Raw genomic sequence first — 16402 nt, 5'->3', positions numbered from 1 at the left:
GCCGCACTACGGGCCACGTGTTGGTATGGCGCCCGAGCCCCCGCTCATCCGCTGGGTCACGCCCAGTGGGCCGGCCGGTTCAGGCCCGCGGCCAGGCGGGTGGCGCAGTCGCCCCGGGCGGCGCCGACCTGCGGCTGCGTGAGGAACAACGACCTCGACAGGTCGGCACCCTCGAGCCGGGCGCCACGCAGGTCCGCCCCGAGCAGGTCGGTGCGCGACAGGTCGCACCCGCGCAGGTCGGCCCCCAGCAGCAGCGCGCCACGCAGGCTGGCCGCGCGCAGGTCGGTGGAGCGCAGGTCCGAGCCGGCGAGGTCACGGCGGCCGAGGTCGGGGCCGGTGTCGACCGACCTCAGGGCGCGGCTGACCCTCCCGAGGACGTCCCCGATCCGGGGACCGACCGCCGCGAGGTCGACTGCCGCGAGCGCGGCGCCGTCTCCCGACGCGAGCGCCTCGACCTCCCCGTCCAGCCGGTCCACCTCATCGGCCAGCGAGACCTCGACCTCTCGGTCGCCACCGGCTCGCAGGTGACGGCGTGCCTCGGCGAGGTGGTACCGGAACTCGTGCAGCTCGCGGACGACGGGGAAGGCTGCATACATGGTCGCGGCGGTTGCTGGCGAGCTGCGCCAGTCCACGCCCCCGAACGTCACCTGCGAGAGCCGTTGCCCCGCACCGAAGCAGTCGTATGCGGTGCAGCCGGCGAACCCGCGCTCGCGCAGCCGGGTGTGGATGCCGCACCGGAAGTCGGTGGCGAGGTTCGGGCACGGGGTCGCCGCCGGCTTGTCGATGGCGAAGTCCGCCGAGGCCGCGAAGGCCGGGACGACGCAGCACAACCCGAAGCACTGCGCGCAGTCAGCGGCGAGCTCGACCTCAGCCACGCGCCGGGGCCAGGTCCGGGGCGGGCGCCTCGCCGGAGTCGACGTCCACGGCAGCACCGCTGAACTGCGCGGCATACAGCTCTGCGTAGGCGCCGTCGCGGACGAGCAGCTCCTCGTGCGAGCCCTTCTCGACGATCTTGCCGTGGCGCATCACGAGGATGACGTCGGCGTCGCGGATCGTCGAGAGCCGGTGGGCGATGACGAAGCTCGTGCGGTCGTGGCGCAGCGCCGACATCGCCTGCTGGACCAGCAGCTCGGTGCGGGTGTCGACCGAGCTGGTCGCCTCGTCGAGGATCAGCAGTGCCGGGTCGGCCAGGAACGCCCGCGCGATCGTCAGCAGCTGCTTCTCGCCCGCGCTGATGTTGCCGCCCTCGGCGTCGAGGACCGTGTCGTAGCCGTCGGGCAGGGAGTGCACGAACCGGTCGACGTAGGTGGCCTTGGCCGCGGCGAGCACCTCGTCCTCGGACGCGCCCGGCCTGCCGTAGGCGATGTTGTCGCGGATGGTGCCGCCGAACAGCCAGGTGTCCTGCAGCACCATGCCGATCTCGCTGCGCAGGTTGTGACGGGTCAGGGCGGTGATGTCCACGCCGTCGAGGGTGATGCGCCCGCCGTCGAGCTCGTAGAAACGCATGACGAGGTTGACCAGGGTGGTCTTGCCCGCGCCGGTCGGACCCACGATCGCGACCGTCTGGCCGGGCTCGACCACGAGGTCGAGGTGCTCGATGAGCGGGCTGGCCGGGTCGTAGGAGAACGAGACATCCTCGAACTCCACCCGGCCGCGCGGGTCCTCGAGCACCATCGCACCGACGGCGTCGGGGCGCTGCTCGGGCGCGTCGAGCACCTCGAACACCCGCTCGGCCGAGGCCACGCCGGACTGCATGAGGTTGGCCATCGACGCGACCTGCGTCATGGGTTGGGTGAACTGGCGCGAGTACTGGATGAAGGCCTGCACGTCGCCCAGGGTCATCGTGCCGCCGGCGACCCGCAACCCACCGACGACGGCGATGACGACGTAGTTGAGGTTCCCGATGAACATCATCGTCGGCATGATGATGCCGCTGACGAACTGGGCGCCGAACCCGGCGGCATACAGGTCGTCGTTCTTGGTGCGGAAGGACGCGCGCACCTCGTCCTGGCGACCGAACACCTTGACGAGCTCGTGGCCGGTGAAGGACTCCTCGACGACCGAGTTGAGCTCGCCGGTGCTCTTCCACTGCTGGACGAAGTGCTTCTGCGATCGCTTGCCGATGGCGGCCGTGACCGCCATCGAGACCGGGATGGTGAACAGCGCGATGAGGGCCAGCACCGGGGAGATGTAGAGCATCATCGCGATCATCGCGACGACCGTGAGCAACGAGGTCAGCAGCTGGCTGAGCGTCTGCTGCAGGCTCTGGGCGACGTTGTCGATGTCGTTGGTGACACGGCTGAGCAGCTCGCCGCGCGGCTGGCCGTCGAAGTACTGCAACGGCAGCCGGTTGAGCTTGTCCTCGACGTCGCGGCGCAGCCCGAAGATGGTGCGGTTCACGGCCCCGGTCAGGAGCCAGCCCTGGGCCCACGAGAGCAGGCTCGCGACGGCGTAGATGCCGAGCACGAGCAGGAGCACGCGACCGACGGCGCCGAAGTCGATCCCCTGCCCGGGCACGAGGTAGGGCATCCCGGAGACGAGGTCGGCGAGCGTCCCCTGACCCCGGGCGCGGAGCTGTTCGACCACCTGCGCCTTGTCCACGCCACTCGGCAGCCGGGCGCCTACCACGCCGGCGAAGATGTGGTCCGTCGCGCGCCCCAGGATCTTGGGACCGATCGCCGACAGGCCCACGCTCGCGACGGCGAGGGCCAGCACGGCGTACAACGGGGTCCGTTCGGGCTGCATCAGGCCGAGGAGACGCTTGGCGGACGGCCCGAAGTTCTGCGACTTCTCCGCCGGCACACCGGCGCCCATCATCGGCCCGTGCCGCTGACCGGCTCGCGCCCCGGGGCCGCGCCTGGCTTCTGCCGCCTTCTCCTCGGCGGTCTTCACACCCTCGCTCATGCCGCCTCCTCCGCGCTCTGCTGGGACTGGACGATCTCGACGTACGTCGGGCACGTGTCGAGCAGCTCGTCATGGGTGCCCGTCCCGACGACGAGCCCGTCGTCGAGGACGACGATGTGGTCGGCGTCGACGATCGTCGACACCCGTTGGGCCACGACCACGACGGCGGTATGCCGCGTGACGGGCTTGAGCGCCGAACGCAGCCGCGCGTCCGTGGACAGGTCCAGGGCCGAGAAGCTGTCGTCGAAGAGGAAGATCTCCGGCTTGGCGACCAGCGCCCGGGCGATCGCCAGGCGCTGTCGCTGGCCGCCCGAGACGTTCGTGCCGCCCTGGACGATCGGTGAGTCCAGCCCCTGCGGCATGGCCCGGACGAAGTCCTCGGCCTGGGCGATGCGCAACGCCTCCCACAGCTCGTCGTCGGTGGCGTCGGAATCGCCGTAGCGCAGGTTGGTCGCGACGGTGCCGGTGAACAGGTAGGGCTTCTGCGGCACCAGCCCGATCCGCGCCCAGACGTCCTCGAGCGCCGCATCGCGGACGTCGACACCGCCGATGAGGACCTGGCCGCCGGTCACGTCGTAGAGGCGCGGGACCAGGGACAGCAGGGTCGACTTGCCGGCACCGGTGCTGCCGATGATCGCGGTCGTCTTCCCCGGCTCTGCGACCAACGAAACACCTTGCAGGACAGGGACGTCGGCGCCGGGGTACGCGAACGTGACGTCCCTCAGCTCGAGACCGGCGCCGACCCGCGGGATGGCGACGGGCTGTGACGGGGGCACCACCGTCGAGTCGGTGTCGAGGACCTCGGCGATGCGCCCGGCAGACACGGTGGCGCGCGGGATCATCATTGACATGAACGTCGCCATCATCACCGACATGAGGATCTGCATGAGGTAGCTCATGAAGGCCGTCAGCTCGCCGATCTGCATGTCCCCGTTGGCCACCCGGTGCGAGCCGAACCACAGCACCGCCACGGTCGAGGAGTTGAAGATCAGCATGACGATCGGGAAGACCATGGCCATCAGCCGGCCGACGGCGAGCGCGGTGCCGGTGTACTGCGTGTTGGCCTCGGCGAAGCGCGCGCGCTCGTGGTCCTCCCGGACGAAGGCGCGGACCACGCGGATGCCGGTGATCTGCTCGCGCAGCACGCGGTTCACCCAGTCCACGGACTCCTGCATGATCCGGAACTGCGGGATCATCTTGCGGATCACCAGCGACACCGACAGGGCGAGGAGCGGGACCGCCACGGCGACCAGCCAGGACAGACCGACGTCCTCACGCAGCGCCATGATGATGCCGCCGACCATCATGATCGGGGCGGACACCATCATCGCGGCGCCCATGAAGACGACCTGCTGCACCTGGGTGACGTCGTTGGTCGTGCGCGAGATCAAGGTGGGGGCACCGAAGCGCGACACCTCCTGCGCGGAGAAGTCGCCGACGCGGGCGAAGACGTCGGCCCGCAGGTCGCGTCCGAGCCCCGCCGCCGACCGCGCGCCGAGGTAGGTGGCCCCCACGGTCGCGGCGATCTGCACCAGTGACACGGCGAGCATCCAGATCCCGGTGCGCAGGATGTAGCCGGTGTCCCCCTTGGCCACGCCCTGGTCGATGATCCGACCGTTGAGGCTCGGGAGGTACAGCGAGGCGATGGTGCCGACGAGCTGCAGCCCGACGAGCACCGTGATGAGACCGCGGTACGGCCGCAGGTAGTCGCGCATGGTTCGGATGAGCACTAGTTCCCCCCTCCCTCGGGACGCCGCAGGGCGCCCTCGAGGATGACGTCGACGAGCTCCTGTGCCGAGGAGCCCTGGTGGTGGAGCATCGGGTGCACGCTCGAGAGCGTGATCATTCGCAGGTAGTTGACGACCTCCATGGCCGGCAGCCGCAGCTGCTCCGCATCGGCGCCGATGAGGGCGACGAAGGCCTGGTCGACGGCGGTGTTGGCCGCCTCGCGACGGGGGTCCTCCCCCTGGTGGGGTCGGCGCATCGGTCTGCCCGTCGCCTGCAGGACGCTCATGAGCGAGAAGATGCCCCGCAGGTAGTCCTGCATCGTCGAGACGGCCGCGGCGAGCCGCTCCCGCAGCGGCAGGGTGTCGTCGATGTCGAGCAGCCGGACCACCAACGACTCCGTCTGGAACGCGTCGTGCACACAGGCGTCGACAAGCTCGTCCTTGGACTCGAAAACCCGGAAGATCGTGCCTTCGGCGACCCCTGCCGCCCTGGCGATGTCCTTGGTGCTCACCGCGCGCCCGCGATCTCGCAGCAGCGGCACCGTCGACGCGATGATCGCGGCGCGGCGCTCGTCGGGAGCCATGGCGGGGGCGCGGGGAGTCACCCGATCAGCGTAAGTGAGTGAGCACTCACTCACAACACCTTTACTGACCAGCGCAAACGCGCGCCGGGGCGACGGTCGCGGCTCCAGCCACTCAGTCCTCACCCCGCCGAGAGTCGGGTCCACGCGGGTATGGAGCGCTCCGAGTCTGCCCAGCCCCGACCCTCAGCGGGGGTTGGGCCCGTCAGGGGTGGACACGTGAGCGGCCACGACGGCCGCGCACTCCTTGGGGGACGACCCCGAGGTGTCGACCTCGAGGTCGTAGTCGATCCCCTCGTGCACCGAGAGGGCCTGCGCCCTGGCCATCCCGAGCACGCGGTCACCCCGATCGCGCTCGCGGGCCGCGGCGACCTCGGGGTCGCACCGCACCCCGACCCACAGCACCTGCATGCCTTCCAACGCCTCGCGCCAGCGCTGCTGCGCGACCGGGCCACTGAGGAACCCGTCCTCGACGACGACGGCGACCTCGCGTGCGACCGCGGCGATCCCGCCCATCCACGCACGCTCCACACGCCGCCACTCCGGCCCGGTCTCGATCGTGCCGTCCGGCCGCAGGACCAGGCCGCCCTCCACCTCGTCGAAGGACGACGGAAGGGCATCGATCAGGGTGTCGACGTTCAGCCGGAGCCACGTCCCGGGCAGCAGATCGACCAGCACTGCCGACAGCGCGGACTTGCCCGAGCTCGACCCACCGTTGAGGACGACCACCCGTGGCCCGTCCACCCGTGGCCCGACCGACCTCCCGACCGACCTTCCGACCGTCGGGTGGGCGCTCACGTCAGCAGTCCGTCGGCGACCAGGACCCGCAACAGCTCCACCAGCGAGGGGCGCAGCTCCCTCTCGTCGACATCGAGCAGGAGGGCGATCGCCCCGATCGCCGCGCCGGCAGCCAGGGTGCCGTCGCAGACGCTGAGGAGTGCGGCCCCGGCGGTGTCGAGCCGCACCGTGCGTCGCAGCCCACCCCCCTGGCGCAGGAGGATGACGCTCGGGTCCTCGTCGCCGGGCCTGGAGTGCCGCTCCTCGGTGACGTCCGGAGCCACGCTCCACTCCACCGAGAGCAGCTCGTCCTCGGTGTGCTCGGCCAGCCAGGTCCGTGCCCGGATCCCCGCGAGGATGTGCGGTCCCATTGGCGACGCCACCGGGCCACCGACCTCGTCGAGGTGGACGAAGGGTGCCCGGTCGCCGAGCGGACGCTGCAACGTCACCACCCCGAACCCGACGGCGGTCACGTCCCGGGAGGCGAAGTCGTCGAGCCACGCGGCATACATCGTCGAGAACTCCACGGTCGCGCTGTGGTGACCGCCGTCGCGAGCCCAGGTCTCTGCATACTCCGCGGGGTCCTGGACGTCACGCTGGACGATCCACGCGTCCAGCCCCGTGCCCTCGACCCAGCCACGGACCCGGTCGCGCCAGTCGGCGTCCCCGACGACCTCCCAGTTGCCGAGGAACTGGGCGATGCCGCCGGGGACGAGGTGGTCGCCGATCGACCGGACGAGGTCGGCGACGATCGCGTCGCCCGCGGCACCGCCGTCGCGGTACTCGAACAGCGGGACGTCCGGGGTCCGCGGGGTGATGACGAAGGGTGGGTTGCTCACGATCAGCTCGAACTGCTGCCCCGCAACAGGATCGAGCATGGAGCCGCCGACGACCTCCCAGGTGACGCCGTTGAGGGCAGCGTTGAACCGTGCGTAGTCCAGCGCGCGCTCCGACAGGTCGGTGACGGTGATGTGCCCGGCGTGGGTGCCGAGGTGCAGCGCCTGGACCCCGCACCCCGTGCCGATGTCGAGGGCGCGCCCCACGACGGGGCGCGGCGTCCACGACGCCAACGTCGTCGACGCACCACCGATGCCGAGCACGTGGTCCTCGTGGAGCGGTTCGCGCGTGGCGATCTCGGCAAGGTCGGAGGCCACCCACCAGGCGTGGTGCTCCTCGCCGTAGGGCCGCAGGTCGCAGGTCGCGACGACGCCCGGCCCCTGGTCCCGGACGAGCCCCAGTGCCTGGGCGCCCTGCAGCCCCAACGACGGAAGGGCCGTGGCGACATCGTCGGTGTCGACGGCGTCACCGAGGCCGAAGAGGCGCACGAGGGTCGCCAGCGGCGTGCCCGCTGAGGCGGTCACCCGCTGAGCGGGCAGGACCTGCTCCCGTGCGAGGGCCGCGCCGGCGAGCGGGCCGAGGAGCTGGTTGACGCCCTCGACGGTGTATCCCGCCGCGGCGAGGTCCGAGCGCAGGGCACCGATGAGCGCGGTGTCGGTGCAGGCGGGGGGTGGTGTGGAGGTCATGGGAGGTCAGCCGTCGAGCAGGCCGCCGAGGGAGAATCCCCCGCCACCACCGGTCGACGGCGTGCTCCACTCACTGGGCTGCACGATGACGAACCCCCGGCCGTGGAAGGCGTACTGGAACGCCTCCCCGGATCCGCCGCGGACCATCGAGCGGACGTTCATGCTCGACACGACCTGCGGCACGAGGTTGGCCGACCAGCCCACGCAGGCCTGGACGTCGACGTAGGTCGGCTGGGTGCTGCAGTCGAGGACGACCGGCTGGCCCACCGTGTGGATCGCCGCGGTGCCGGTGCCCTGCAGCGTGGTGTTGAACAGGCCGCCGCTGAGCATCCCCGCGCCCTGGACGCGCTGGATGTCCCACTCGATGCTGGAGTCGAAGGCCAACAGGTTGCGCGCGTTGAAGCTGATGCCGTCGCCGTCGAGCTGGACGAGGAAGACGAAGCCGGCCGCGGACGCGAAGAACACCTCCCCCTCGCCGGAGACACGCATGAGGGACACGTCCTCCCCGGTGACGACCTTCTTGAACATCTTGCTGACGCTGCCGGCCTTCTCGTGGTCGAAGCGGATGCTGCCCTGGTAGGCCACCATCGCGCCCTTGACGGCCAGCACGTCGCCACCGAGGTGGACGCGCAGCATCTGGGGGTTCTGCAGGGCGAAGCGTTGCTCCACCTGGACCTCGAGGTTCGCCTGCTCGAACAGTGGACTCTGCATGACGCCACCCTAGGCTGAAGGGCCTTCGGTGGGGACCCGGTAGGTCAGCCACTGCGACCGGTCACCACCGAGGCTGTCGTAGAGGCGCTGGGCGGTGGTGTTGTCCGGCGCCGTCTGCCACTGCAGCCACCGACAGCCTCGCTGGGCGGCGAGCTCGCGGCAGGCTTCCAGGAGCGCCCGGCCGACGCCTGCGGACCGGGAGCCCGGAGCGACGAAGAGGTCCTCCATGACCGCCAGCGGCAGCCCGAGCGTGGTGTCCCAGCTCCAGAGCACCGTCGCGTGCCCGACCAGCTCACCGTGGGGTGAGGCACGGGCGACGAGCTGTGTGCCACCTGCGCCCGTCAGAAACGCGCGCGCCATGGCGACCAGGTCGTCCACCGACGGATCCTGCGCGTAGAAGCGGGCGTAGGCGAGCATCGACGCCGTGAGGTCGCCGAGGTCCGCCTCGGCGACCTCGGTGACCGTGAGACCCGATGGTGTGTCCATGCGCGAAACCTACGCGTCGCGCAACGCTGCGGCGTGCGGTGCTCGCGCTCCGCGTTCGGTGCCCGCGCTCCACGTGCAGTGCTCGCGCGCCTTGGCCCGCCGCACCGCGAACGGCCGGCCCCCCAGGATGGGGACCGGCCGTTCGCGAGTGACGTTCGCCTAGTGGCGCAGGTCCTCCTGCTCCAGCTCGCTCTCGTGCACCGTGTCGTTCGCCCCGACGGAGCCGGCCGTGGGGGCGTGGACGCGAGCCGCTTCCTCCTTGCCGAGCTCCTCGGGGGTCTCGCCGCCGATGGCGAGGTCGCGGGACTTGGAGACGGCGACCGCCGCGATGACCACGAGCAGGGCCACACCGGCGATGCCGTAACGGATCAGGGAGTTCCTGTCGTCACCGATCGACAGGGTGACGATCGCCGGGGCGATGAGCACCGAGACGAGGTTCATCACCTTGATCAGCGGGTTGATCGACGGGCCGGCGGTGTCCTTGAACGGGTCACCGACGGTGTCACCGATGACGGTTGCCGCGTGGGCGTCGCTGCCCTTGCCGCCGTGGGCACCGTCCTCGACGATCTTCTTCGCGTTGTCCCACGACCCACCGGAGTTGGCCAGGAACACCGCCATGAGGCAACCGGTGCCGATCGCACCGGCGAGGAAGCCGGCGAGCGGCCCGATACCGAGCCCGAACCCGACGGCGACAGGCATGAGGGCCGCCAGGAGACCGGGGGTTGCGAGCTCGCGCAACGAGTCCTTGGTGCAGATGTCGACGACCTTGCCGTACTCGGGCTTGGTGGTGCCCTCCATGATGCCGGGGATCTCCCGGAACTGACGGCGGACCTCGAACACGATCGCGCCTGCGGCACGGGTCACGGCGTTGATGGCCAGACCCGAGAACAGGAACACCGTGGCGGCACCGATGAGCAGACCGACGAGGACGCTCGGGGTGACGATCTGCAGGTCGAACTGCGTGAGCTGCCGCTGGATCTCGGCGATCTGCCCCTGCGACAGCGCACCGGCCTGCGCCTTGGCCTGCAGGCCCTGCAGGATCGGCTGGTACTTGGACTGCCACGCGTCGGAGTAGGAACCGAACAGGGCGGTCGCGGCCAGCACGGCCGTCGCGATCGCGATGCCCTTGGTGATCGCCTTGGTGGTGTTGCCCACCGCGTCGAGGTCGGTGAGGATCTGCGCGCCCTCGCCGTCGACGTCACCGGACATCTCGGCGATGCCCTGGGCGTTGTCGGAGACCGGGCCGAAGGTGTCCATGGCCACGATGACGCCCACCGTGGTGAGCAGTCCACAACCGGCCAGGGCGATGAGGAACAGCGACAGGATGACCGACCCACCGCCCAGGAGGAACGCGGCATACACGGCGGCGCCGATGATGACTGCGGTGTAGACGGCCGACTCGAGGCCGACGCCGATCCCGGAGAGGACGACGGTGGCGGCACCGGTGAGGGAGGTACGGGCGACGTCCTTGGTCGGACGCTTGTCGGTGCCGGTGAAGTACCCGGTCAACCACAGGATCACCGCGGCCAGGACGATGCCGACGACGACGGCGAGGACGGCCCGGAGCCGCGGGTCACCGGTCAGGGCGGTGACCGACTCGTTCGTCGAGCCCAGCCCGGCGAACGTGTCCGGCAGGTAGACGTAGGCCGCGACGGCCGACAGGACGGCGGCGATGCCGGCCGAGATGTAGAAGCCGCGGTTGATCGCCGACAGCGCGTTCTCGCCCGGCTTCACCCGCGTGATGAACACGCCGATGAGGGCGGTCACCGCACCGATGGCGGGCACGATCAGCGGGAAGACCAAGCCGTAGCTGCCGAAGGCGGCCGACCCGAGGATCAGGGCCGCGACGAGCATCACCGCGTAGGACTCGAACAGGTCCGCGGCCATGCCGGCGCAGTCGCCGACGTTGTCACCGACGTTGTCGGCGATCGTCGCGGCGTTGCGCGGGTCGTCCTCGGGGATGCCTGCCTCGACCTTGCCGACCAGGTCCGCACCCACGTCGGCGGCCTTGGTGAAGATGCCGCCACCGACGCGCATGAACATGGCGAGCAGGGCGGCGCCGAAGCCGAAGCCCTCGAGCACCTTGGGTGCGTCACCCTTGTAGAGCAGGACCACCACGGACGCGCCGAGCAGGCCCAGGCCCACCGTCGCCATACCGACCGTGCCACCGGTGCGGAAGGCGATCCGCATGCCGGAGTCACGGTCGCCGTCTCGGGCGGCGGACGCGACGCGGACGTTGGCCTTGACGGCCAGGCTCATCCCGAAGTAGCCGATGGCCGCGGAGAACAGCGCACCGACGACGAAGAAGCCGGAACGACCCCATCGGACGCCGGCGGTGTCGGCGGGGAGCAGGAGGAGCAGGCCGAAGACGAGGACGACGAAGACGGCGAGCGTCTTGAACTGGCGGGCGAGGAACGCCTGCGCCCCTTCCTCGACGGCGGCGCCGATCTCCTGCATCTTCTCGGTGCCGGGGTCGGCCGCCAGGACCTGCTGGCGGAAGAAGACCCCCATGACCAGGGCGATGAGGGCAATGGCGAGCACGCCGATGACCAGGGTGAGATTGGTGCCGTCGAGCTGCAGTTGAGCAGCTGCGGCAGGCGCAAGGCGCGACATTCCATCCTCCTCGATGGGGAACACTGCAGGATCGTCCATGGGCGCGACGTGCTGTCGCACCACCACGGGGGACGATGCTGGCGAGAGTAATGCACGTCACACCGATTCTGTCGGCCGGTGAGCAGCGTCACAGTGAATTGTCGGGCGGTGTCCGATCCGAGCGGTACGGGACGCCGAGCAGGGCGGACGCCGGAACGCGCCCGACCCCCGTCAGGAGGTGGAGGCGGAGGTGGCCTCGTCGACCGAGGGGAAGATGTGGAACACCTTGTCCAGACCGGTGATCTTGAAGACCTTGAGGATGCGGTCCTGGGCGCTGACGATGCGCAGGCTGCCGTTCTGGCCGCGGACGAGCTTGAGGCGACCGACGAGGACCCCCAGACCGGTGGAGTCCATGAAGGTGACGTGCTCGAGGTCGACGACCAGGGTCGTACGGCCTGCAGCCACCTGCTTGTCCAGCACCTCGCGCAGCAACGGCGCGGTGTAGACGTCGATCTCGCCCGCCACGTGGACGATCGTCACGGCGCCCTGCTCGCTGCTGGAGACCGACAGGTCCACGGTCACCCTTTCGTCGACTTCGCTACGACTTCGCTCATGGGCGGTCGGCTCGGCCGTCCGCCCTCGGGATTACGGTAGCGGCAATGTCCACTCCGCCTCGCACCGCACCCTTGGCGCGGACCGGCTTCGACCCCGAGGCAACGCTTGCAGCCCTGGCGTCCGGTCCGCGAGCCGAGCGCCTGCGCCACGTGCACGAGGTGCCCGCTCGGCCGGCCTCCCTCGCTGCCTGGCCCGACTGGGTGGACCCCTGCGTGCATGCGGCGTGCGCCGGCGCCGGGGTCACGTCCTTGTGGTCGCACCAACGCGAAGCCGCCGACCTGGCCCACGCCGGATCGCACGTCGTCATGGCCACCGGGACCGCCTCGGGCAAGAGCCTGGGCTACCTCCTGCCCGTGCTGACCGCGCTCGTGGAGGGTTCGTCCGCGCCGACCGGTCGGGGAGCCACCGCGCTCTACCTCTCCCCGACCAAGGCGCTCGCGGCCGACCAGCTCGCCAGGGTCCAGGCCATGGCCGTGCCGGGCGTGCGGGCCGCGACCTACGACGGCGACACCCCCAGCGAGGAACGCCGCTGGATCCGCGACCACGCCCACCTCGTGCTCACCAACCCCGACCTCGTGCACCACTCGCTGCTGCCGCTGCACGAGCGCTGGGCGCCGTTCCTGCGGCGGCTGCGCTACGTCGTCATCGACGAGTGCCACGTCTACCGCGGCGTCTTCGGCTCGCACCTCGCGGCCCTCCTGCGGCGGCTGCGGCGGGTCTGTGCCCGGTATGGCGCCTCCCCCACCTTCGTCCTCGCGTCCGCCACCGTGCGCGACCCGGGTGACCATGCCAGCCGCCTGGTCGGGCTGCCCGTGGAGGCGGTGACCGTCGACGGTTCGCCGCGGGAGGAGATGACCTTCGCCCTGTGGGAGCCGGGGGCCCTCGACGAAGGGTTCGGCGGGACGGCACCGACCGGCGGCGACTGGGCCGCGGGGTACACCGCGGACGAGGGCCCCGCCGGCCCGGGTGACGAGCTCGTCGGACGGTCCTTCCCCCCGCAGGAGCTCAGGGACACCTCCGGGGAGACCCCTGCCCGGCGCAGTGCCACCTCCGAGGCCGCCGACCTGCTGGCCGAGCTGGTGTCCGCCCGGGTGCAGACCGTGGCCTTCGCCCGGTCGCGGGCCGGGGTCGAGGCGCTGGCCTCCAGCGCCCGGCGCAGGCTGGAGGACCAGCCGCGGCTCGCAGCGGCGGTCGCGGCATACCGGGGCGGTTACCTCCCCGAGGAGCGCCGCGAGCTCGAGCGGGCCCTGCGCGACGGCGACATCATCGGGCTGGCCGCGACGAACGCCCTCGAGCTGGGCGTCGACGTGAGCGGGCTCGACGCGGTGCTGCTGGCCGGCTGGCCGGGGACGCGCGCCTCGTTGTGGCAGCAGGCCGGGCGGGCCGGGCGAGCGGGGACGCGGTCGCTGGCGGTGTTCGTCGCCGCGGACGACCCCCTCGACACCTATGTGGTCAACCACCCCGAGGTCGTCTTCGGCCAGCCGGTCGAGAGCACCGTCCTCGACCCCGACAACCCCCACGTGCTCGCGCCGCACCTCGCCGCGGCCGCCGCCGAGCTGCCGCTGAGGGAGGCCGACCTCGAGATGTTCGGGCCGGACGCGCGACGGCTCGTGGACGCCCTGGTCGCCCGAGGGATCCTGCGACGCCGGCCCTCGGGGTGGTTCTGGGCGCGCTCGGACCGGGCCAGCGACCACGTCTCGCTGCGTGGCAGCGGCGAGGTCGTCGGCATCGTGGAGCGGCGCACCGGTCGGGTGCTCGGCACGATCGACGAGGCGTCGGCGCACTCCCAGGCACACACCGGGGCCGTCCACGTCCACCAGGGCAGCACCTACATCGTCACCGAGCTCGACCTCGAGACCGGGACCGCGACGGCGGTGCGGGGCGACCCGGGGTGGAGCACCTTCGCCCAGTCGGTGAGCGCCTTCGACGTCGTCGGAGCGCAGGACTCCCGCTCGTGGGGGCCGATCGACGTCGCGTTCGGGGCCGTACGGGTCCACAACCAGGTCACGAGCTTCCTGCGGCGACTGCCCGGCGGCGAGGTCATCGGCACGCACCCGCTCGACCTGCCCCAGCGCACCCTGTCCACCAAGGCGGTCTGGTGGACCATGCCCGTCGAGTGGCTGGCAGCAGCCGGGGTCGCGGAGGTCGACATCCCGGGCGCTGCGCACGCCGCGGAGCACGCGGCGATCGGCATGATGCCGTTGGTGGCGACCTCAGACCGCTGGGACATCGGCGGCGTCTCGACGGCGCTGCACCCCGACACGGGCCTGCCGACGATCATGGTCTACGACGGCCATCCCGGTGGAGCAGGATTCGCCCAACGCGCCTACGGCGTCTTCGAGATGTGGCTGTCAGCGACCCTCGAAGCGGTGCGGTCGTGCCGGTGCGAGAGCGGGTGCCCCGGATGCGTCCAGTCGCCCAAGTGCGGCAACGGCAACGAGCCCCTGGACAAGGCCGGCGCGGTGCGCCTGCTGGAGGCCGTCCTGCGCGAGGCACCACAGCACCACTGACGGGGCCTGCGGATCACACGGCCGGGGGGCCGGCACCCCGCCCGGGCAGCCATGGCCGCACCCGACTCGTGGGGCGCCGTACCAGTGGTGGGGCAAGGTCGCCAAACGGGCAACTCCGCAGGCCACGGGCTATGGTCGGGACCGATGGCGCACCATGCGCCCCAGAGCTCTCGGAGGCCCCCCTTGATCGTGCTCGGACTGATCCTGGTCATCGTGGCCATCGCCGCTGGAGTGCTGCTGTTCCTCGGGACGCAGTCACTGACCAACACCGTCAACCTCGATGCTGCCGGCATCAAGGTCGGCCTCACCCCACTGGCCCTGCTCATCGCCGGTGCCCTGATCGTGCTTCTCCTGTGGTTCGGCCTCGGCATCATCCGGGGTGTCATGAAGCGCAGGCGCCGCCCGGCCCGCGACGCCAAGGAGGCCCAGCGCCAGGCCGAGCTAGAGGAGTCTGTCCGGGCCGACGAGCGCAAGCGCGCCGAGGAGACGCACCAGAGCGCGCTGGCCGACCGTGACCGCGCCAAGGACGCCGAGCTGGAGTCCAAGCTGGCCGAACGCGACCGCGTCCGCAACGACGAGTTCCGTGCCCGCGAGCGCGAGATCGAGGACCGCGCCAGGGCCGACGAGCGCGCCCGCGTCGAGCGCGAGCTCAGCGCCCGCCAGACGACCGTCGCGGCCGTCCCGGCGACCGCCGCCGGCGCGACCCACGGTGGGGCCGCCACTCACGGTGAGGCCACCACTCACGGTGAGGCCTACGACCGGACCGGCGACAGTGAAGCCCACGAACGGACCGGCGACGGCGCCGCGGACGAGCGCCTCTACTCGCCCGCCGACACGGACGCAGCCACGGGTGTCGACCACCAGACCCACGACCAGGCGGATGCCACCACGGTCGGTGCGGACCGTCCGGGCTACGACGAGGCCGATGCAGCCACTGCCGCGGGTGAGCGCCCGGCGCACCGCACCATGGCCGACCGCATCATGGGACGCGACCCCCAAGGTCGCGACTGACCTCTCCACCCGACCGGAGCGCGCCTCGCGCGCCTTATGTCGGTAGCACTCACAGCAACGGCGCGGGCCCTGCCCGCGCCGTTGCTCGTGCCCGGGGAGCGCCCAACCCCGGCAGCACCAACCCGACCAGGGCCGTCGTGGTCACCCTGACCGAGCCATCGATCCCCACGAAACAGCTCTGCTGCTCGGTCGTGTTGGCTGCGGCGACCGTGGCGGCCCGGGCACAGGCCTCAGCGCTGCTCCCACCACCCTGCAGGGCCGCTGCCGCCGCCAAGGCACCCAGGTCGGCTCCGGCCCGGGCGCGATGCGCGGCAGCCACCGCGCTCGCCAGCGCAAGTCCCGCGACGAGGATCATCACCAGGACCGCTGTCGCCGCGAGCGCCAGGACGGTGCCGCTCCCCTGCTCGTCACGTCGGCATCGGCAGCTCATCGGCCGGCCGGTGAGGCGAGTGGCCGCCCGGCTGACAGCCGTCCGTGCGGTCCGACGCCGGCCCACATACGCAACGACCTCGGGCTCTGCCGTGGTGTTCACCAGCTCGCGCCCCATCCCCGTGGTCACCAGCTCGTGGTCCGTGCCGGGACGGCCCCGGCTCCCGCCGCCGCACCGGCGTCGCCCTGCGCCGCGGGGACGTCCTCGCGGTTGGCGGACGCATGTCCCCTCGGCGCGGCGCGAGCACCCAGCCACCGAAGGGCCGGGGCCGCCGGTGAGCTCACGGTGACGTCGACGGCGCTGGCCGTCGTGGACACCGCGAACTGCGCCGCCGGCGGGGCAAGACGCCTGCCCTGGTCGACCGCCCCGGCCGTGGCGTCTCCTCGGGCCATGGCGCGCGCCGTGGCGCGAGCGGCATCGACACAGCGCACCTGGTCCAGCACGGTCGTGATGCCGGACAGCGCCACCACCAGCACCAGGACCAGAGCGGGAAGAGCGACCGCCAGCTCGACGGTCGCCATCCCCCGCTCGCGGC

General features: G+C 71.4%; 14 protein-coding genes. 2 read left to right on the top strand and 12 right to left on the bottom strand.

Annotated features, from left to right (window positions below):
- Positions 1–56 precede the first annotated feature (56 nt).
- The 10 genes from ABEG17_RS10495 to ABEG17_RS10450 all read right to left on the bottom strand — a co-directional run bounded on the left by ABEG17_RS10495 (position 57) and on the right by ABEG17_RS10450 (position 11877).
- Positions 57–875: a pentapeptide repeat-containing protein gene (locus tag ABEG17_RS10495; RefSeq protein WP_406829421.1), complete on the bottom strand. Its 819-nt coding sequence runs from the start codon at positions 873–875 to the stop codon at positions 57–59.
- Complete coding sequence (locus tag ABEG17_RS10490) at positions 868–2904, bottom strand: ABC transporter ATP-binding protein (protein ID WP_406829420.1); 2037 nt, start codon at positions 2902–2904, stop codon at positions 868–870. The genes ABEG17_RS10495 and ABEG17_RS10490 overlap by 8 nt, the downstream gene beginning before the upstream one ends.
- Positions 2901–4634 (bottom strand): ABC transporter ATP-binding protein, encoded by a 1734-nt coding sequence (locus ABEG17_RS10485; protein ID WP_406829419.1) that lies wholly within the window; start codon positions 4632–4634, stop codon positions 2901–2903. The genes ABEG17_RS10490 and ABEG17_RS10485 overlap by 4 nt, the downstream gene beginning before the upstream one ends.
- Positions 4634–5236 (bottom strand): TetR/AcrR family transcriptional regulator, encoded by a 603-nt coding sequence (locus tag ABEG17_RS10480; RefSeq protein WP_406829418.1) that lies wholly within the window; start codon positions 5234–5236, stop codon positions 4634–4636. The genes ABEG17_RS10485 and ABEG17_RS10480 overlap by 1 nt, the downstream gene beginning before the upstream one ends.
- A 162-nt stretch (positions 5237–5398) precedes the next feature.
- Positions 5399–6010: a chloramphenicol phosphotransferase CPT family protein gene (locus ABEG17_RS10475; RefSeq protein WP_406829417.1), complete on the bottom strand. Its 612-nt coding sequence runs from the start codon at positions 6008–6010 to the stop codon at positions 5399–5401.
- Positions 6007–7512, bottom strand: coding sequence for a methyltransferase (locus ABEG17_RS10470; RefSeq protein ID WP_406829416.1), 1506 nt, complete (start codon positions 7510–7512; stop codon positions 6007–6009). The genes ABEG17_RS10475 and ABEG17_RS10470 overlap by 4 nt, the downstream gene beginning before the upstream one ends.
- A gap of 6 nt (positions 7513–7518) precedes the next feature.
- Positions 7519–8223 (bottom strand): AIM24 family protein, encoded by a 705-nt coding sequence (locus tag ABEG17_RS10465; protein ID WP_406829415.1) that lies wholly within the window; start codon positions 8221–8223, stop codon positions 7519–7521.
- A gap of 9 nt (positions 8224–8232) precedes the next feature.
- The gene (locus tag ABEG17_RS10460) at positions 8233–8709 is read right to left on the bottom strand and encodes an N-acetyltransferase family protein (RefSeq protein ID WP_406829414.1); all 477 of its coding nucleotides are present in this window, start codon (positions 8707–8709) and stop codon (positions 8233–8235) included.
- A gap of 159 nt (positions 8710–8868) precedes the next feature.
- Positions 8869–11322: a sodium-translocating pyrophosphatase gene (locus tag ABEG17_RS10455; RefSeq protein ID WP_406829413.1), complete on the bottom strand. Its 2454-nt coding sequence runs from the start codon at positions 11320–11322 to the stop codon at positions 8869–8871.
- A gap of 210 nt (positions 11323–11532) precedes the next feature.
- A complete protein-coding gene (locus ABEG17_RS10450) occupies positions 11533–11877 on the bottom strand; it encodes an anti-sigma factor antagonist (protein ID WP_406829412.1) in 345 nt (114 codons plus the stop codon).
- Between the two features lie 83 nt (positions 11878–11960).
- On the opposite strand from ABEG17_RS10450, the gene ABEG17_RS10445 reads away from it, so the two are divergent.
- On the top strand, positions 11961–14426 hold the full coding sequence (locus ABEG17_RS10445; protein ID WP_406829411.1) for a DEAD/DEAH box helicase: 2466 nt from the start codon (positions 11961–11963) through the stop codon (positions 14424–14426).
- 183 nt (positions 14427–14609) lie between these two features.
- Positions 14610–15437, top strand: a complete 828-nt coding sequence (locus tag ABEG17_RS10440; RefSeq protein WP_406829410.1) for a hypothetical protein — start codon at positions 14610–14612, stop codon at positions 15435–15437.
- 49 nt (positions 15438–15486) lie between these two features.
- On the opposite strand, the gene ABEG17_RS10435 is transcribed toward ABEG17_RS10440, so the two are convergent.
- Both ABEG17_RS10435 and ABEG17_RS10430 read right to left on the bottom strand, forming a co-directional pair.
- Complete coding sequence (locus ABEG17_RS10435; RefSeq protein ID WP_406829409.1) at positions 15487–15996, bottom strand: Rv3654c family TadE-like protein; 510 nt, start codon at positions 15994–15996, stop codon at positions 15487–15489.
- A complete protein-coding gene (locus ABEG17_RS10430; protein WP_406829408.1) occupies positions 15993–16388 on the bottom strand; it encodes a TadE family type IV pilus minor pilin in 396 nt (131 codons plus the stop codon). The genes ABEG17_RS10435 and ABEG17_RS10430 overlap by 4 nt, the downstream gene beginning before the upstream one ends.
- Positions 16389–16402: the final 14 nt, after the last annotated feature.

This window comes from Pedococcus sp. KACC 23699 (genome assembly GCF_045348425.1).
Classification (GTDB): domain Bacteria; phylum Actinomycetota; class Actinomycetes; order Actinomycetales; family Dermatophilaceae; genus Pedococcus.
Note: the sequence above shows the minus strand (reverse complement) of the source record. Positions and strands in the feature narration are given on the sequence as shown.